The following is a 17,705-nucleotide window of genomic DNA, read 5'->3' as shown; positions in this document are numbered from 1 at the left end:
GTCGTCCCGCAGCGCGACGGCCCGCGACGACGGCGCGTGGCGTCCGCCGCGTCGCGTGGCAACGTGTCGTACTCCTCGGGCAGGATGCAGGGCGTGCGCCCTGACCCAGACGAGCAGCTGACCGGAGTCCCCCGATGACCGACGACCTGCTCGACGGCCCGGGCCGGCCGGTCGGCCGGGTGCTCGGCACCGCCGACGCCACCCCGCTGCAGTTCTGGACCGCCGTCTCCCCCGACAGCTACCTCCAGCTCGACGACGTGGTCGTCACCCGGCGTGAGCTGCCCGACCGGGAGCCGGTCACCATCGCCGGGGTGGTCACCCAGGTCCGGGCCCGGCACGAGGGCGCCCAGTTCGACTCGGACGTGTTCGCCATCGCCGACGGCACCCTCCCCGCCCAGGTGCAGGAGGCCGCCGAGATCACCACGACCCGGGTCGACCCGGAGTTCTACGTGCCGCCCGCGCCGGGCGCGGCGGTCTACCGGGCCGAGGGCGACGCCCGGGCGCGGGCGCTGCACTTCGACCGGATGGAGCGGCGCATCCCGATGGGCATGGGCCGCGACGGCGTTCCGGTCTACCTCAACGCCGACTTCCTCGACGGCAGCCGGGGCGCGCACGTCTCCATCTCCGGCATCTCCGGCGTGGCCACCAAGACCAGCTTCGCCACCTTCCTGCTCTACTCGGTCTTCCGCTCCGGGGTGCTCGGCGGCGACGCGGTCAACGCCAAGGCGCTGATCTTCAACGTCAAGGGCGAGGACCTGCTCTTCCTCGACCACCCCAACGCCCGGCTCGACGACCCGACCCGGGCCGCGTACGCGAAGCTCGGGCTGGACGCCGGCGCCTTCCCCGACGTGCGGGTCTACGCCCCGCCCCGGGTCGGCGACTCCTCCGGCACGCCGGACGTGAGCAGCCGGCTCACCGGCGTGGACAGCTTCTACTGGACGCTGAGCGAGTTCTGCGCCGACCGGCTCCTGCCGTACGTCTTCGCCGACGCCGACGACGAGCGCCAGCAGTACACGATGGTGGTCCACTCGGTCGCCGCCCACCTGGCCCGGTACGCCCAGCCCGCCGACGGCGGGGTGAGCCTCGACGGGGTCCGGCTGGGCTCGTACGCCGACCTGGTCGACCACATCGTCGAGCAGCTCAACGACGACGAGACCCGCAGCGACTGGGCGGGCAGCGCGGTCGGCCTCGGCACGGTCAACGCCTTCGCCCGCCGGCTGATCGGCAGCAAGAAGGACCTGGGCCGGCTGATCCGGGGCGACCTGGCGACCCGCCGCCCGCACAGCATCAACACCGCCGAGAGCGCCCAGGTCACCGTGGTCGACCTGCACAACCTGCCGGACCGCGCGCAGCGCTTCGTGGTCGGTGTGACGCTCAAGAGCGAGTTCGAGCGCAAGGAGAAGTCCGGCACCGCCAAGCCCCTGCTCTTCGTCGTCCTCGACGAGCTCAACAAGTACGCCCCGCGCGAGGGCTCCTCCCCGATCAAGGAGGTGCTGCTCGACATCGCCGAGCGGGGCCGCTCGCTCGGGGTGATCCTGATCGGCGCGCAGCAGACGGCGAGCGAGGTGGAGCGGCGGATCGTCACCAACTCGGCGATCCGGGTGGTCGGCCGGCTCGACCCGGCCGAGGCGTCCCGCCCCGAGTACGGCTTCCTCCCGCCGGCCCAGCGCCAGCGGGCGCTGCTGGCCAAGCCGGGCACCATGTTCGTCAACCAGCCCGACATCCCGGTCCCGCTCTGCCTGGAGTTCCCCTTCCCGGCCTGGGCGACCCGGGTTTCCGAGGCGGGCCGGCCGCCCTCGCAGACGCTGCGCTCGATCACCCAGTCGGCCGACCCGTTCGCGGTGGTCGGCTCGGGCGCCGGCGACGACGACATCCCGTTCTAGGGAGCGCGCACCCATGAAGATCCTGCACACCTCGGACTGGCACGTCGGCAAGGTGCTCAAGGGGCAGTCCCGCGCCGACGAGCACAAGCAGGTGCTGGCCGGGGTCATCGAGATCGCCCGCGACGAGCGCCCCGACCTGGTGATCGTCGCCGGCGACCTCTACGACACCGCCGCTCCCAGCCCGGAGGCGACCCGGCTGGTCACCCGGGCGCTGACCGCGCTGCGGCGCACCGGCGCCGACGTGGTGGCGATCGGCGGCAACCACGACAACGGCCAGGCCCTGGACGCGCTGCGGCCCTGGGCCGAGGCGGCCGGCATCACGCTGCGCGGCGGCGTCCGGGAGAACCCGGCCGAGCACGTCATCGAGGGCACCACCCGCGACGGCGAGCGCTGGCAGCTCGCCGCGCTGCCCTTCCTCTCCCAGCGGTACGCCGTCCGCGCCGTGGAGATGTACGAGCTGACCGCCGCCGAGGCCACCCAGACGTACGCCGACCACCTGGGCCGGGTCCTCGCCCGGCTCACCGAGGGGTTCACCGAGCCAGACCGGGTGCACCTGGTCACCGCCCACGTCACCGTGGTCGGCGCGACCACCGGCGGCGGCGAGCGGGACGCGCACACCGTGCTCGGCTACGCCGTGCCGGCGACGGTCTTCCCGGGCAACGCCCACTACGTGGCGCTGGGCCACCTGCACCGCTCGCAGCGGGTGATCGGGCCCTGCCCGATCCGCTACAGCGGCAGTCCGCTGGCGGTCGACTTCGGCGAGCAGGAGAACGTCGCCTCGGTGACGCTGGTGGAGGTCACCGCGCAGACCGCCGCGCAGGTCCGCGAGGTGCCGGTGGCGGCGGCGGTGTCGCTGCGCACGGTGCGGGGCACCCTCGCCCAACTGGCCGAGCTGACCCCGCCCGAGGGCTGGCTGCGGGTGTTCGTCCGCGAGCAGCCGCGGGCCGGCCTGCGCGAGGAGGTGCAGGAGCTGCTCCCCCGGGCGCTGGAGATCCGGATCGACCCGGAGCTGGTCCCGGCCCCGGGCAGCGGCACCCGGGTCGCCCAGCGGGCCGGCCGCTCCCCCCGGGAGCTGTTCGCCGACTACCTGGACAGCCGGGGCCACGACGACGACGGCGTGCGGGAGCTCTTCGACGAGCTCTTCGAGGAGGTCGATCGCTGATGCGTCCGATGCGGCTGGACATGGCGGGCTTCACCGTCTTCCGGGACGAGACCACGGTCGACTTCACCGACGCCGACTTCTTCGCGCTGGTCGGCCCGACCGGGTCGGGCAAGTCGACGGTGCTGGACGCGATCTGCTTCGCCCTCTACGGCACGGTGCCCCGCTGGGGCGGCACGCGGGGCCTGGCGAACGCGCTCGCCCCGTCGGCCACCGAGGCGCGGGTCCGGCTGGTCTTCGAGTCCGCCGGTTCCCGCTACGTGGCCACCCGGGTGGTCCGCCGCGACGGCCGGGGCAACGTCAAGACGGCCAACGCCGGGTTGCAGCTCATGCCGGCCGGCTTCGACATCACCAAGCTGGACACCGGGCTGAGCCCGGAGGACCTGGGCGAGGTGGTCGCCGGGACGCCGGCCGAGATGGAGCAGGCGGTGCTGGAGGCGGTTGGGCTGCCGTACGAGCAGTTCACCTCCTGCGTGCTGCTGCCGCAGGGGCAGTTCGCCGACTTCCTGCACGCCAAGCCGGCCACCCGGCAGCAGATCCTGGTCAACCTGCTCGGCCTCGGCGTCTACGAGGAGGTGCAGAAGCGCGCCACCGAACGGGCCGGCCAGGCCGAGGCGGGGTTGACCGCGGTGGACAAGGTGCTCGCCGGGCTGACCGACGTCGACGACGCGGCGCTGGCCGCCGCGACCGCGCAGGTCGACCGGATGCGCGAGCTGTCCGAGGCGGTCGGGTCGGCCGTACCCGAGCGGGAGAGCGCGCGGGCGGCGGCCCGGGCGGCGACGGCGGCGCTGGCCGACCTCGACGCGGATCTGGCCGGGCTGACCGGGGTGCGGGCGCCGGACGGGGTGGCCGAGGTGGCCCGGGCCGTGACCACCGCCCGGGCGGCGGCCGACGAGGCGGCGGCCGCGGTGACGCTGGCCGAGGAGCGCGAGGAGAAGCTGCGCGGCGAGCTGGCCGGGGCCGGCGACGAGAGCACGCTGCGGCTGCTGCTGCGGGCGTACACCGATCGGGAGCGGCTGACCGGCGAGGCCGAGACGGTCCGCGCGGCGGTCGCCGAGGCGCAGCGGGAGCACGACGCGGCGGTGGCGGCCCTGACGGCGGCGCGGGACGCGTCGGCCCGGGCCGAGGCCGAGCTGGAGGCGGCGTTCCGCGCCCACGAGGAGGCCAAGGCCACCGACCAGGCGGTCGCCCTGCGGGCGCACCTGGCCGACGGCGGCACCTGCCCGGTGTGCGAGCAGAGCGTGGCCCGGGTGCCGGCGGTGCCGGCCGGCTCGGCGGTGGCCGCGGCCACCGCCGCCGGAAAGGCGGCACGGGCGGCCAGCAAGGCGGCCCAGGCGCTGGTGCAGGAGCGCGACGCGGCGGCCCGCGACCTGGAGCGGGTGCTGGTGCACGCCCGCGCCCGACACGACCAGCTCGCGGCCCGACTGTCCGAGCTGGACGCCCAGCTCGCCGACGCGGCGACGCCGACAGCGCTGCGCGCGGCGCTGGACGAGCACGCCCGGCTGCGCCGGGCCCTCGACGAGGCGGCGGGGGCGGTACGCGCCGGCCGGGACGCCGCCCGGCGGGCCCGTGGCGCGCTGGACGCGGCGCAGGAGCGGCTGCGCGCCGCCTGGCGCGGCTTCGACGCCGCCCGGGACGGGCTGGCCCGCTTCGGGCCGCCGGCCACCGACCGGGAGGACGTCGCTGCCGCCTGGGCCACCCTGGTCGACTGGACGGCCGGGCAGGCGCAGCGGCGGCGGGCGGAACGGGTCGGGCTGGCCGAGGCGGTGACCGAGGCGCAGGCGGCGGCCGAGGCCGTGGAGGAACGGCTGGCCGCGCTGCTGTCGGCGGCCGGGCTGCCGCCCGCCGACGACCCGGTCCACGCGGTGGCGGTCGCCGCCGAGCGGGCCGAGGCGGACCGGCGCCGGATCGAGGAACGCCGCGAGCAGGCTGGTGAGCTGCGCCGGCAGCGGGACGAGCACGAGCGGCAGGCCCGCGTCGCGCGGGCGCTCGCCGGTCACCTGCGGGCCAACAACTTCGAGCGGTGGCTGCTCGCCGAGGCGCTCGACCTGCTGGTCGACGGCGCCTCCCGGATCCTGCGCGATCTCTCCAACGGCCAGTACGACCTGGTCCACGACAAGGGCGAGTTCTCCGTGGTCGACCACCACGACGCGGGGCTGCGCCGGGGCGTACGCACGCTCTCCGGCGGGGAGACGTTCCAGGCGTCGCTGGCCCTGGCGCTGGCGCTGTCCGAGCAGCTCGCCGGGATGTCCACCACCGCGGCCAGCCTGGAGTCGATCGTGCTGGACGAGGGCTTCGGCACCCTCGACGCGGCGACCCTGGACACGGTGGCCGCCACCCTGGAGAGCCTGGCCGCCCGGGGCGACCGGATGGTCGGCGTGGTCACCCACGTGCCGGCGCTGGCCGAGCGGATCCCGGTGCGCTACGAGGTCCGCAAGGACGCCCGCACGGCCCGCGTCGAACGGACCGGCCTGTGAGCGTGACCGGGCCGCGGCTCTTCGTCGACGCCTGGGACCCGTCGTACGGGGCCTCCTTCGAGGCCTCGGTGGGTGGGCCGGCGGCGCCGAGCAGCGCCCAGGTCGAGGCGGACGTCGAGCTGCCGGCGGTGGACTGGCGGGCGATCGGCGCCCGCCCGGGACTGCGCGCGCCGGACGTGGTGCTGCTCGTCGACGGGGTACGCCGGATCGACGCCAGCGTCTGGACGGCCGAGGACGACGGCGCCTCGTTCCCCGGCATCGCCGCCTCGTACGCGGCCGGGGTGGTCCGCTGCGACCTGGAGCGGGGCGCGGCGGAGCTGGCCGGCGCGCAGGTCGGGCGCGGGCTATTCACCGCCAGCCCGTCGGCGCAGGAGGTGGTCTGCGGGCGGGTCCGCTACCCGGTGCACCGGGTGGGCGGCACGGGCGAGCTGAGCAAGCTGCCCGCGGCGGTGCAGGCGCCGCTGACCGCGCTGGAGGTGGCGGTCTCCGACGCCGCGCGGGTGGACGGCGACCTGCTGGTGGTGGACGGGCCGCTGCGCAGCCGGCGGCAGCTGCCGCGCACCCTGGGCTACATCAAGACGCAGCACAGCCAGTACCTCGACGCCCGGCTCACCGCGGTGGTCACCGGGCTCGCGCCGGGTGAGCGGTCCCCGGTGTTCCGCCTCGGCACCGCCTGGGGCGGCTGGTCCTGGTACCTGCGGCTGCCGGTGGCGCTCGGCGCGCCCTGGGCCGGCATCGTGCGGATGGAGTGCTCGGCGGAGCTGCCGCCGGAGGAGGCGATCGCGCTGGCCGACCTGTCGCTGGTGACGCTGCCCCGGTTCGCCTCCTCGCCGTACAAGGACCCGCGCGCCCCACAGAACCTGGTGCCGATCGCCGGGCTGGAGCGGCGGCTGCGCGGGCTGCTCGGCGACGCCCGGCTGCTGCACCGGGCGCTGACCATGGCCACCCGGGCCGGCGCGGCGGGTCGCTGATGGGTCGCCGCCGTGGCGACGACCGGGTCGTCGCGCCGGTCGACACCGGTGAGGTCGAGCTGGTGCCGGACCCGGACCGGCCCCGCTCGTGGACCCTGCTGCTCGACGGCGCCCCGCAGTCGCACGTGGACCTGGCCGACCCGACCCACCTGGAGTTCGAGTACGTCCGCCGGATCGGCGCGGCGCTCGACCTGCTCGCCCCGGCCGGCGCGCCGCTGCGGGTGCTGCACCTGGGCGGCGGCGCGCTGACCCTGCCCCGCTACCTCCAGGCCACCCGCCCCGGCTCCACCCAGCGGGTGTCCGAGGTGGACGGCGCGCTCGTCGAGCTGGTGCGGCGGGCGCTGCCCTGGCCCACCGACCCCCGGCTGAAGGTGCGGGTCGCCGACGCCCGCGCGACCCTCGCGTCCACCCGGGACGCCGCGTACGACGTGGTGGTCGCCGACGTCTTCGCCGGCGCGCGTACCCCGGCGCACCTCACCTCGGTCGAGTACGCCGCCGAGGTGGCCCGGGTGCTGGCCCCGTCCGGCTGGTACCTGGCGAATCTCGCCGACGGTCCACCCCTGCGGCACGCCCGGGCCCAGGTGGCCACGGTCCGTACGGTGCTGCCCCGGGCCTGCCTGGTCGGCGACGCGGCGGTGCTGCGCGGGCGCCGCTACGGCAACCTGGTGCTGGTCGCGGGCCGGGTCGAGCCGCCGGTGCCGGAGCTGACCCGGCGCGCCGCCGGGGACTGGTTCCCCGGGCGGGTGGTGGCCGGCGCGGAACTCGACCGGTTCGCCGGGGGCGCGCCGGTGGTGTGCGACGCCGACGCGACCGACTCCACCCCGCCGCCGCCCGGAATCTTTTCGGTACGTCGTTGATCCGCTGGGCCGACCCGCACGTATCACGGGGCGGCCCTCTCCGTGGGCCGGCTGATGTCGTTGGACACCAGGAGGTCTGCATGCACGCGGTCGCGGCCGGCTTGCACGGTGAGATGGCCAGGCCAGGGTGGATGTTCGCCCGGGCCCAGCCCCAGTCCCGTGCCTCGAGGTCGGGCCGGGGGGTCGACGCGGGCCCCACCGATCGCCAGAATGGCCCGGTGACGCCGCGACCGGCGCCCGGACGCCACCAGGCGGCGTCCCCCGAGGCCAGCCATTCCGACCAGCTCGTCCGCCTGCTCTACGCCGAGCACGCCGGGCCGCTGCTGATGTTCGTGATGCGGCTGACCGGCGGTGACCGGCAGCGCGCCGAGGACATCGTGCAGGAGACGCTGCTGCGGGCGTGGCGCAACGCGCACCGCCTCGGCGTGCAGGGCCAGGGTTCGCTGCGACCCTGGCTGGTGACCGTGGCCCGGAGGATCGCCATCGACGAGCACCGCAGTGAGCAGGCCCGGCCGGCGGAGACGTACGACCGGGACCTGACCGCGTTCGCCGAGGCGGACAGCACCGACCGGGTGCTGCGCACCATGACCGTGGCCGACGCGCTGCGTACGCTGAGTCAGTCGCACCGGGAGATCCTGGTGGCCACGTACTTCCGGGGCCGCACGGTGCCGGAGGCGGCCGAGGAGCTGGGCCTTCCGCTCGGCACCGCCAAGTCGCGGGTCTACTACGCGCTGCGCGCGCTGCGCACGGCTCTGCAGGAGAGGGGGGTGACGGAATGAGCCGGGCGGACCACATGGACGTTGCCGCGTACGCGCTCGGCGTGCTGGACGAGCAGGACACCGAACGGTTCGAGGAGCACCTCGCCACGTGCTGGGCCTGCGCCGCGGAGCTGGAGACGATGGTCCCGGTGGTGGGGCTGCTCTCCGACATCGACGGCGAGACGATGATGGCGATGGAGCACACCGCCACTGACCCGGCCCTGCTGGACCGTACCCTCGTCGCGGTCCGCACCCACCGGCGGCGCGCCCAGTTCCGGCGGGTCTTCGCCACCGCCGCCGCGGTGGTGGCGGTCGGCGCGCTGAGCGGCCTGGGGGTGGCCGTCCTCGACGGCAACGGCGGCCGCGACCAGGTGATCGCCGAGCCGACGGTGACCGCGACGGTGGACGGGCCGGCGAGCCCGGAGCCGACCCGCTCCGGGCCGGCCGTCGGCGGTAACGAGATCGAGGGCGAGCAGCACGACGCCACCGACGGCAGCACCGGGGTGAAGGCCACCATGTGGCTGGCCCGCAAGGAGTACGGCACCTGGATCGGGTTCAACCTGACCCGGCTGCCCGGTCCGCGCACCTGCCGGCTGGTGGTGGTCCGCAAGAACTCCACCACCGAGGTGGTCTCCACCTGGTCGGTGCCGGGCACCGGCTACGGCACCAACACCAACCCGCAGGACCTGCAGCTGGAGGCGTCCACCTCGGCGTCGCCCGGCGACATCGCCAAGGTCCAGGTGCAGTCGGTCGACGCGAACGGGGTGGCCAGCCCGCTGGTGACCGTCGTTCCCTGACCGGCGAACTCCCGATCGGCGCCGGCCCGCGTGGGCCGGCGCCGTTTCGGCTTTGCCGCGGCGACGCCGACGTGCCTGCACACGTACGCGGACCCGGAACGGTTCAACGGGCTTGAGTGAAATTGCCCACTGTCAATCGTTCAACCTTGACAGTGAACCCTCCGTACTACTCGGTGAACTGCCAAGAATGAGGAGGGCACGTGGCACAGATGAAGCGAACCGTCATCGTCGCGAGCGCGATGGTCGCACTTACGGCCTGCGCTCCCGCGGGTTACGACGGGGCGAACTCCAGCGCTGCCGAGCCGGTCGCCGTCGCCGCGGCCGAGCCCACCGCGGCGGTCGAACCGGAGGCCTCCGCCTCCGCCGAAGCGCCCGCCGACCAGGCGCCGCCCCCCGCCGACGTGCGCCTGACCGACGAGCTGGTCGGCAAGAAGGTCGCCCGGATGGGCAACGTGGTCACCGACCAGGACGGCTGGATCCTCTACCGCTTCGACAAGGACTCCGACGATCCGCCGTCGTCGAACTGCGTGGACAAGTGCGCCCAGGTGTGGCCGCCCGCGCTGACCGACGGCAACCCGCAGCTCGAGGGCGTCTCCGACGACAAGGTCGGCACCGTCACCCGCCAGGACGGCACCCGGCAGATCACCATCGGGGGCTGGCCGGTCTACCGCTACATCGGTGACAAGAAGCCGGGGCAGTGGAAGGGCCAGGGCGTCGGCGGCACCTGGTTCGTGGTGGACCCGAACGGCAAGAAGAACCTGACCTGCCTGCCGACCGGCACCCCGAAGGCGGTCGCCCCGCCTGCGGCCGGTGACTCGGGCGGCTCGGACGCGGGCGGCTCCGGCTACTCGTACTGATCTCCCGCCGCCACTCGGACACGGTGGCCGGTCGCAGCCGGGGAGGGCGCGGCCGGCCATCGTCACAGGTACGGGACGCCGGCGCACCGGCAGCGTCGCGCGTCCGGAGGTCGTGGCGCCGGTCCGCCGGGGCCGGCGCCACGCGCCGTTCGCCGGACCCCTCCCCCACGGATCCCCGGGACGGACGAGGGCGGTGGCGCGCCCGACGCCAGCAGACGCGCCGCCGAGGTCACCCCAACCCGTACCCATGGCCGTACGCGGCCGGTCCGCCCCGGGACGGAGACACCGTCGACGTGCAGGGCGTCGGCGGTGTCGTCCGTCACCGGGGCGGCACGTGGCAGAGTGTCCGGGTGACCTGGACCGAGCCCGCCGCGCGCCGGGCGCTGCGCCCGCCCGCCGACTACCGGCTGGCCGCCTCCGTCCGGTCGCTCACCTTCAGCCCGTACGACCCGTGCGCGCGGATCGCCGCCGACACCTTCTGGTACGCCACCCGCACCCCGGCCGGGCCGGCCACCCTCGCGCTGCGCTCCGGCGGCGGGGAGCTGCTGGCCGAGGGGTACGGGCCCGGGGCCGACTGGGTGGTCGAGCGCGCCGACGCGATCGCCGGGCTGCGCGACGACCTCACCGGGTTCGCCGAGCTGGCCGCCGCGCACCCGCTGGTGGCCCGGCTGGCCGCCCAGCACCGGGGGCGGCGGATGCCGGCCACCGGCCAGGTCTTCCCCCGGCTGCTGCGGGCGATCTTCGAGCAGAAGGTCACCGGCAAGGAGGCGTACCGGGCGTACGCGGCGACCGTCCGGCACTTCGGCGAGCCGGCGCCGGGGCCGATGCAGCCGCTGCTGCTGCCGCCCGGGCCGGAGGTGGTGGCCGCCGCGCCGTACTGGGTCTTCCACCCGTTCGGGGTGGAACAGCGCCGGGCCGACACGCTGCGCCGGGCCGCCGCCGTCGCCGACCGGCTGGAACGCTGCGCGGACAGCACCGAGGCGACCCGGCGGCTGACCGCGATCGCGGGCATCGGCCCGTGGACCGCCGCCGAGGTGGTCCGGATCGCGTACGGCGACCCGGACGCGGTCAGCGTCGGCGACTACCACGTGCCGAACACGGTCGCCTGGGCGCTGGCCGGTGAGGCGCGCGGCGACGACGCTCGGATGCTGGCCCTGCTGGAGCCGTTCCGGGGGCACCGGGGGCGGGTCTGCGGGCTGCTGGAGGCCGCCGGGATCCAGGCGCCGAAGTTCGGGCCGCGCGCGCCGATCCGCTCCTTCGCCCGCTTCTGATCCCGCCGGGCCGTCTCCGACCCTCGGGCGGGCGCCACCCGGCCGTGGTGGGCGCGGGTCAGCGCCGGGCGCAGAGGCCGCGCAGGGTGCGGGCCAGCCAGTGCGCGTACCCGTGCTGCACGACGCGGCCGGCGGGCCCGGCGGCGCGCATGAACCAGCGGGCCGGCCGGCTGAACGCGGTCACCTCGAACCAGACCGTGCCGGCGTCGTCGCGGGTGACCAGGAAGGCCTCCTCGCCGCGCGCGGGGTGCCCGGGCAGGGTGCCGTAGCCGAAGCCGGCGCTGCGCTCGTCGTCGGAGACCCAGACCACCTCACACGGGCCCCAGACCCGCAGCGGCCCCACCCCCAGGCCCGTGGTGACCCGGACGCCCGGGGTGGCGCGCGGCGCGTCGGTGCGCATCCGGAAGCCGGCCGTCCGGTGCAGCCGCCAGGTCAGCACCGCCTCGGCGGCGAGGGCGTAGCACCCCTCGGGCAGCCGGTACCGGTGGCGCACGTGGTGCCAGCCGGCCGGCAGCCGCCCGTGCCGGGTCGCCCCGACCTCCTGGTACGTCAGCTCGGACACCCGTCCAGCCTAGGGTGGGGCGGGGGTCAGGCGGCTTCGCGGAGGTCGGCCAGGTCGAGCGGGGTACGTCGGCGCAGCAGCTCCTCCAGCTCGGTCACGGTACCGACCTCGCCGAGCACGTCCTTGCCGCCACCGAACTCGGCCGGGTAGCGGCGGACCAGCCGATAGCGCTGCCGGCCCCGGATCAGCTCCACGCTGACCCGCCACCGCCCGCAGCAGCAGCACACCCACTCCACCCGGCGACGGTAGCTCTGAGCTGCGCAAACGTGATTCGTACGGGAAGGACGGGCGGGACGGACGGGGACACGCCGCACCGCCACCGCCGGTGATCTGCCTCACGACTGTCGGCACCGTCTGATTGACTGGTCGCCGTGGACCTGCCGATCAATCCGCCCGTGGAACCGATGCTGGCCAAGAGCGTGGCGAAACTGCCCACCGAGCCCGGTCTGACGTACGAGCCGAAGTGGGACGGTTTCCGGTGCATCGTGTTCCGCGACGGCGACGAGGTCGAGCTGGCCAGCCGGGGCGGCAAGCTGATGACGCGATACTTCCCCGAGGTGGTCGAGCAGGCCCGCCGGCAGCTGCCCGAGCGGTGCGCCGTCGACGGTGAGCTGATCGTGATCCGCCGGGACGGTCCGGGCGGCCAGCCCCGGCTCGACTTCGAGCTGCTCGCCCAGCGCATCCACCCGGCCGCCTCCCGGGTGAAGCTGCTGGCCGAGACGACCCCGGCCGACTTCGTCGCCTTCGACCTGCTCGCCCTCGGCGACGAGCTGCTGCTCGACGAGCCGTACCCGCGCCGCCGGGCCCGGCTGGAGCAGGCGCTGGCCGGCGTCCGCCCGCCGGTGCACGTCACCCAGGTGACCACCGACCCGGAGACGGCCCGCCGCTGGTTCGACGTGTTCGAGGGCGCCGGGCTGGACGGGTTGATCGTCAAGCCGGCCGAGCTGCCGTACGAGCCGGGCAAGCGGTCGATGTTCAAGGTCAAGCACGCCCGGACGGCCGACGTGGTGGTGGCCGGCTTCCGCTGGCACAAGTCCGGCCCGGTGGTCGGCTCGCTCCTGCTCGGCCTCTACGACGACGCCGGGGTGCTGCACCATGTCGGGGTGAGCGCCTCGTTCACCATGGCCCGGCGCGCGGAGCTGCTGGAGGAGCTGGCCCCCTACCGGGACATCGGCGACGAGCACCCGTGGGTGCACGGCGACCACGAGCGGGGCCAGCGCATCCCGGGCGGGGTGAGCCGCTGGACCGGCACCAAGAACCTCGAATGGGAGCCGCTGCGCCCCGAGCTGGTGGTCGAGGTGGGCTACGACGCGATGGAGGGCGACCGGTTCCGGCACACCGCCCGGTTCGTCCGCTGGCGACCCGACCGCGACCCCCGGTCCTGCCGCTACGACCAGCTCGACCGGCCGATCCGCTTCGACGTGGACCAGGTCCTGCGCGGCGACCCGACGGCCACCGTGGAGCCGGCCGCCGCCGGCCCCGCGTAGCCTGGCCGTCGACACGATCATGGAGGCTCGCTGGTGACCCCCACTGCCCACCTCGTCCGCCGGGTCCGGCTCACCGTCGCCGGGCTCGCCGCGGCGGCGCTGCTCGCCGCCGGGTGCACGCTGCCGGCCCTCGCGCCGCGCACCGAGACGCAGGGCGGGGCCGCGGCGCCGGGCACCACCCCGACCTGGCGGGACTGCCCGGAGGTCGCGGAGGACCTGGTGGGGCGCGGCGCGCCGGGGATGCGGTACGAGTGCGCGAAGATCGCCGTACCGCGCGACTGGGGCACCGGCGGCGGCGCGACCGCCGGCCCGGGCGGCGGGCAGACCTTCGAGATCTCGCTGCTGCGGGCCCGCTCGTCGAAGCAGCGCAACCGGATCGGTTCCCTCGTGATCAACCCGGGCGGTCCGGGCGGGTCCGGCGTGGACACCGCCGTCTACCTCTCCTTCGGGCAGGCGTTCGGCGGGCTGCCCGCCTCGATCACCGACCGGTTCGACATCGTCGGGTTCGACCCGCGCGGGGTGGCCCGGTCCAGCCCGGTCAAGTGCATCTCCGACGCCGACCTCGACACCAGCTTCGGCTTCGACCCCGACCCGGCCAGCCAGGAACTGTTCGACGACTACGTCGCGCTGAACCGGAAGATCGGCACCGGCTGCGGCGACAAGTACGGCGACCAGTTGCCGCTCTACGGCACCGAGCAGGCCGCCCGGGACATGGACGCGGTACGCGCGGCGGTCGGCGACGAGAAGCTGACCTACCTGGGCTACTCGTACGGCACCCTGCTCGGCGCCACGTACGCCCAGCTCTACCCGCAGCGGGTGCGCGCGCTGGTGCTCGACGGCGCGGTCGACCCGCAGCAGAAGCTGTTGGCCGGCTCGGAGAGCCAGGCCAAGGGGTTCGAGCGGGCGTTCGGCAACTTCACCCGCTGGTGCGCGGCCAACGCCGGCCGCTGCCCGATCGCGCCGGACGCCCGGGCGGCGGTGACCGCCGCGATCGAGAAGGCGAAGGTCTCGCCGGTGCGCGGCGCCGGCGGCCGGGAGGCCACCTCCGGCTGGGTCTTCTACGCGGTCATCTCCTCGCTCTACACGGAGTCGGGCTGGGAGGAGCTGGGCCGGGCGATCGACAAGCTGGAGGGCGGCGACCCGGCCGACGTGTTCCGGCTCGCCGACGCGTACGCCGGCCGGGAGGAGGACGGGCATTACTCGAACCTCTTCGACGCCAACCTGACCATCAACTGCGCGGACGAGACGGAGAAGCCGAGCCGGGAGCGGATCCGGCAGGTGCAGTCGCAGTGGCGGCAGAAGTACCCGCTGTTCGGGCCGGCCCTGGCGGTCGGGATGCTCGGCTGCGTGGAGTGGCCGGGGCAGCGGGACCCGTACCCGACCGGCAAGGCCGTCGGCGCGCCGCCGATCCTGGTGGTCGGCACCACCGGCGACCCGGCCACCCCGTACGAGCAGACTCCGCGGCTGGCCTCGATGCTGGGCGTGGGGCGGGTGCTGACCTGGGAGGGCGAGGGGCACACCGCCTACCCGCAGACGACCTGCGTCACGAACGCGGTGGACGCTTACCTGCTCTCCTTGACCGTTCCCAGAGAGGGGCTGCGCTGTCCGGCGCGTTGAGCGGCCGACGCCGCTCCGGCTCGGGCAGGTCGATGTCGTACCGCGTGGCCAACTCCTCCAGCAGCGCCCGCATCCGGCGGACGTCGTGCTTCAGCTCCTCCTGCTCGTCGTGCTCGAAGGCGTCGTCATCGACGATGAGTCGGCTGGCGAAGTGCGCGGTGATCAGCGGGATGACCAGCAGCACCATCGTCGAGATGAGCAGGGCGGCGAGGAAGCGTCCCGCCCAGGTGGTCGGCGAGATGTCGCCGTACCCGACGGTGGAGGCGGTGACCACCGCCCACCAGACCGCGTCGGCCGGGCTGGCGTTCTCCACCTCGCCGTAGATGACGCCGGCCACCACGATCATCAGCAGGTACGAGATGATCAGCGTTCGCGGCGAGTTCGCGAACCAGACCAGTCCCCGGTAGATCCACCGGAAGGGCAGCAGCAGGGGCTCCATGCCGCACCATGCTGCCCGCTCCGGGCAACCCACGCCCGCACATCGTCGAGTGTCGCTGTGGCAGGCTGCGGCCATGACCGATGTGATCTTCCGGGAGGCGGTCCGGGCGGACCTGCCCGCCGTCATCGCCCTGCTCGCCGACGACGTGCTCGGCAAGGCGCGGGACTTCACCGAGGTCGACGAGGCGTACGAGCGGGCCTTCGCCGACATCAGCGCGGACCCGCGCAACCACCTGATCGTCGCCGACGAGGCGGGCGAGCTGGTCGGCTGCATGCAGATCACGTACATCCCGGGGCTGGGCCGGCACGGCGCCGAGCGCTCCCTGATCGAGTCGGTGCGGGTCCGGTCCGACCTGCGCGGGCGGGGGCTGGGCCGGCGGATGATGGAGTGGGCCGTCGACCAGGCCCGGCAGCGGGGCTGCGCGCTGGTCCAGCTCACCACCGACAAGACCCGCGCCGACGCCCACCGCTTCTACCGCAGCCTGGGCTTCGTCGCCAGCCACGAGGGCATGAAACTCCCCCTCTGACCGCCCCGCCACTCCCCCACCTCACCCGCTACCAACCTGATGACCCAAACGAATCACCCTCGCTCCCCCACCCCGGTGATCAAGAGGTTTGCGTCAGAATCCGCCCTCACGGCGACGCAAACTTCTTGATCACCGGGGTGAGTGCGGGCCGGTGAGGGCCTGCGGGGGCACGGGTGTGGGTTGGTGAGGGGGCGCCGGCGGCGGGTGATTCGTTTACGTCATCAGGTCGATAGCGTCCGCCGACGGGGTGCTGGTCGTCCCACAGCGGCCGGCGCGCACCGAGCCGGAGCACGGCCGGGCGGTGGGGCGCGGAGGGGCGGCGGGGGTCAGGCGTCGACCAGGTGGCCGTCGCGCAGGGTGAGGGTGCGGTCGGCCAGCTCGATCAGGGCCGGGTCGTGCGTGGCGACCAGGGCCGTCATGCCCCGGGCGTGCACCACCGCGCGCAGCAGGTCCATGATGGAGCGCCCGGTCTCCGAGTCGAGCTGGCCGGTCGGCTCGTCGGCGATCAGCAGGGCCGGCTCGTTGGCCAGGGCCCGGGCCACCGCCACCCGCTGCTGCTGCCCGCCGGAGAGCTCGTACGGCCGCTGCGCGGCGTGCCCGCCCAGCCCGACCAGCTCCAGCAGGACGGCCACCCGCTCCTCCCGTTCCGCCGCGGGCACCCGGGCCAGCCGCAGCGGCACGCCGACGTTCTCCGCGGCGGAGAGGATCGGCACCAGCCCGAAGGTCTGGAACACGAAGCCCACCGTGCCCCGGCGCAGCCGCAGCAGCTCGGCCTCACCGGCGGCGGTCACGTCGTGCCCGGCCACCCGTACCCGGCCACTGTCCGGCCGGTCCAGCCCGCCGACCAGGTTCAGCAGGGTGGTCTTGCCGGCGCCCGAGCGGCCCCGGACGGCCACCAGCTCACCCCGGCCGGCCACGAAGGAGACGTCGCGCACCGCGTGCACGGCGTGCTCACCCCGGCCGAAGGTCCGGCTCACCCCCTCCACCCGGACCACCTCGTCGACGAGGGCCGCGGCACCGGCCCGGCCGGCGGAAACCTGCTCGCTCATGCGTCACTCCCGTTCGGTTCCGGCGTGCGGTCGCCGGGGCGGACCTCGACGTGGTCCGGTTCGAGGTTGAGGCGGACCCGGTCGCGCAGCGCCAACGCGTCGACGAAGGACGCCGGCAGCTGCATCCGGCCGGCCCGGTCGAGCACGGCGTACTCCTCGCTGACCAGCTCGGTGCTGCCGTCGGCGCCGATCCGCGCCGTCCGGCGTACCTCGGAGGAGGTCCGGCCGTCGCGGATCGCGACGGTCCGGCGGACCTGGGTGGCCACGGCCTGGTCGTGGGTGACCACCACGATCGTCACGCCCAGCTCGGCGTTGATGGTGCGCAGCGCGGCGAAGACCTCCGCACCGGTGGCCTCGTCCAGTTCACCGGTCGGCTCGTCGGCGAAGAGCACCTCCGGGTCGTTCGCCACCGCCACCGCCACCGCGCAGCGCTGCTGTTCACCGCCGCTGAGCTGGCCGGGACGCCGGTCGGCGCAGTAGCCCACCCCGACCAGGTCCAGCAGCTCCTCGGCCCGCCGCCGCCGGGCCCGCCCGCCGCCGGCCCGGCCGGCCAGCTTCATCGGCAGCTCGACGTTCTCCCGCGCGGTCAGGTACGGCAGCAGGTTCCGGCCGGTCTGCTGCCAGACGAAGCCGACCACGTCCCGCCGGTAGCTCAACCGTCGCCGGTTGGAGAGGGCGAGCAGGTCGTAGTCGGCGACCCGGGCGATGCCGGCGGTCGGGGTGTCCAGCCCGGACAGGATGTTGAGCAGCGTCGACTTCCCGGAGCCGGACGCGCCGACGATCGCCACCAGCTCGCCCCGGTCGATGACCAGGTCGAGCCCCTGCAGGGCGACCACCTCCACCCCCTCGGTCTTGAAGATGCGGACCAGGCCGTCGCAGACGATGTGCCCGCGCAGGCGGTCCTGCCCGCCGGCCCGCTCGGCCGCGCGCTGCGCGGCCCGCCGCTGCAACGCGGCGAGATCCGGTACGACGGACGTCTCGGCGGTAGCGGTCAT

Annotated in this window: 17 protein-coding genes; 12 read left to right on the top strand and 5 right to left on the bottom strand. The window is 74.9% G+C overall.

Features of this window, described 5'->3' with window-relative positions:
- The first annotated feature begins 134 nt into the window (after nucleotides 1-134).
- The 9 genes from ACTWM8_RS08710 (at nucleotide 135) to ACTWM8_RS08670 (ending at nucleotide 11,030) form a co-directional block, all read left to right on the top strand.
- On the top strand, nucleotides 135-1,883 hold the full coding sequence (locus ACTWM8_RS08710) for an ATP-binding protein (RefSeq protein ID WP_377610011.1): 1,749 nt from the start codon (nucleotides 135-137) through the stop codon (nucleotides 1,881-1,883).
- A gap of 13 nt (nucleotides 1,884-1,896) precedes the next feature.
- The gene (locus ACTWM8_RS08705; RefSeq protein WP_446213344.1) at nucleotides 1,897-3,045 is read left to right on the top strand and encodes an exonuclease SbcCD subunit D; all 1,149 of its coding nucleotides are present in this window, start codon (nucleotides 1,897-1,899) and stop codon (nucleotides 3,043-3,045) included.
- Entirely contained in the window at nucleotides 3,045-5,519 is a 2,475-nt protein-coding gene (locus ACTWM8_RS08700; RefSeq protein ID WP_446213343.1) for an AAA family ATPase, read from the top strand. The genes ACTWM8_RS08705 and ACTWM8_RS08700 overlap by 1 nt, the downstream gene beginning before the upstream one ends.
- Before the next feature lie 2 nt (nucleotides 5,520-5,521).
- Complete coding sequence (locus tag ACTWM8_RS08695; protein WP_446214506.1) at nucleotides 5,522-6,490, top strand: hypothetical protein; 969 nt, start codon at nucleotides 5,522-5,524, stop codon at nucleotides 6,488-6,490.
- On the top strand, nucleotides 6,490-7,347 hold the full coding sequence (locus ACTWM8_RS08690) for a spermidine synthase (RefSeq protein ID WP_446213342.1): 858 nt from the start codon (nucleotides 6,490-6,492) through the stop codon (nucleotides 7,345-7,347). The genes ACTWM8_RS08695 and ACTWM8_RS08690 overlap by 1 nt, the downstream gene beginning before the upstream one ends.
- 80 nt (nucleotides 7,348-7,427) lie before the next feature.
- The gene (locus tag ACTWM8_RS08685; protein ID WP_088963279.1) at nucleotides 7,428-8,126 is read left to right on the top strand and encodes a sigma-70 family RNA polymerase sigma factor; all 699 of its coding nucleotides are present in this window, start codon (nucleotides 7,428-7,430) and stop codon (nucleotides 8,124-8,126) included.
- A complete protein-coding gene (locus ACTWM8_RS08680) occupies nucleotides 8,123-8,902 on the top strand; it encodes an anti-sigma factor family protein (RefSeq protein WP_446213341.1) in 780 nt (259 codons plus the stop codon). Before ACTWM8_RS08685 ends, ACTWM8_RS08680 begins: the two co-directional genes overlap by 4 nt.
- Nucleotides 8,903-9,102: 200 nt before the next feature.
- On the top strand, nucleotides 9,103-9,759 hold the full coding sequence (locus ACTWM8_RS08675; protein WP_446213340.1) for a COG4315 family predicted lipoprotein: 657 nt from the start codon (nucleotides 9,103-9,105) through the stop codon (nucleotides 9,757-9,759).
- 350 nt (nucleotides 9,760-10,109) lie between these two features.
- On the top strand, nucleotides 10,110-11,030 hold the full coding sequence (locus ACTWM8_RS08670; RefSeq protein WP_446213339.1) for a DNA-3-methyladenine glycosylase family protein: 921 nt from the start codon (nucleotides 10,110-10,112) through the stop codon (nucleotides 11,028-11,030).
- Nucleotides 11,031-11,088: 58 nt separating this feature from the next.
- Here ACTWM8_RS08670 and ACTWM8_RS08665 read toward each other — a convergent pair whose 3' ends face one another.
- Nucleotides 11,089-11,592 (bottom strand): DUF1990 family protein, encoded by a 504-nt coding sequence (locus ACTWM8_RS08665; protein WP_446213338.1) that lies wholly within the window; start codon nucleotides 11,590-11,592, stop codon nucleotides 11,089-11,091.
- A 26-nt stretch (nucleotides 11,593-11,618) separates the two neighbouring features.
- Nucleotides 11,619-11,828, bottom strand: a complete 210-nt coding sequence (locus tag ACTWM8_RS08660; protein ID WP_088963283.1) for a hypothetical protein — start codon at nucleotides 11,826-11,828, stop codon at nucleotides 11,619-11,621.
- 135 nt (nucleotides 11,829-11,963) lie between these two features.
- On the opposite strand from ACTWM8_RS08660, the gene ACTWM8_RS08655 reads away from it, so the two are divergent.
- Complete coding sequence (locus tag ACTWM8_RS08655; protein ID WP_446213337.1) at nucleotides 11,964-13,079, top strand: ATP-dependent DNA ligase; 1,116 nt, start codon at nucleotides 11,964-11,966, stop codon at nucleotides 13,077-13,079.
- Between the two features lie 33 nt (nucleotides 13,080-13,112).
- Nucleotides 13,113-14,696 (top strand): alpha/beta hydrolase, encoded by a 1,584-nt coding sequence (locus ACTWM8_RS08650; protein ID WP_446213336.1) that lies wholly within the window; start codon nucleotides 13,113-13,115, stop codon nucleotides 14,694-14,696.
- Here ACTWM8_RS08650 and ACTWM8_RS08645 read toward each other — a convergent pair.
- Complete coding sequence (locus ACTWM8_RS08645; RefSeq protein ID WP_446213335.1) at nucleotides 14,623-15,135, bottom strand: potassium channel family protein; 513 nt, start codon at nucleotides 15,133-15,135, stop codon at nucleotides 14,623-14,625. The genes ACTWM8_RS08650 and ACTWM8_RS08645 overlap by 74 nt on opposite strands.
- 73 nt (nucleotides 15,136-15,208) lie before the next feature.
- Between ACTWM8_RS08645 and ACTWM8_RS08640 the strand changes: the two genes are divergently transcribed.
- Nucleotides 15,209-15,661 carry a GNAT family N-acetyltransferase gene (locus ACTWM8_RS08640; RefSeq protein WP_377610034.1) on the top strand — a complete coding sequence of 151 codons (453 nt, stop codon included), beginning with the start codon at nucleotides 15,209-15,211 and terminating at the stop codon, nucleotides 15,659-15,661.
- A 326-nt stretch (nucleotides 15,662-15,987) separates the two neighbouring features.
- Here ACTWM8_RS08640 and ACTWM8_RS08635 read toward each other — a convergent pair whose 3' ends face one another.
- On the bottom strand, nucleotides 15,988-16,710 hold the full coding sequence (locus tag ACTWM8_RS08635) for an ABC transporter ATP-binding protein (protein WP_238450015.1): 723 nt from the start codon (nucleotides 16,708-16,710) through the stop codon (nucleotides 15,988-15,990).
- Complete coding sequence (locus ACTWM8_RS08630) at nucleotides 16,707-17,705, bottom strand: ABC transporter ATP-binding protein (RefSeq protein WP_446213334.1); 999 nt, start codon at nucleotides 17,703-17,705, stop codon at nucleotides 16,707-16,709. The genes ACTWM8_RS08635 and ACTWM8_RS08630 overlap by 4 nt, the downstream gene beginning before the upstream one ends.

The organism is Micromonospora sp. IBSANI012, assembly GCF_052814045.1.
This window is presented reverse-complemented; position numbering and strand designations above follow the sequence as displayed.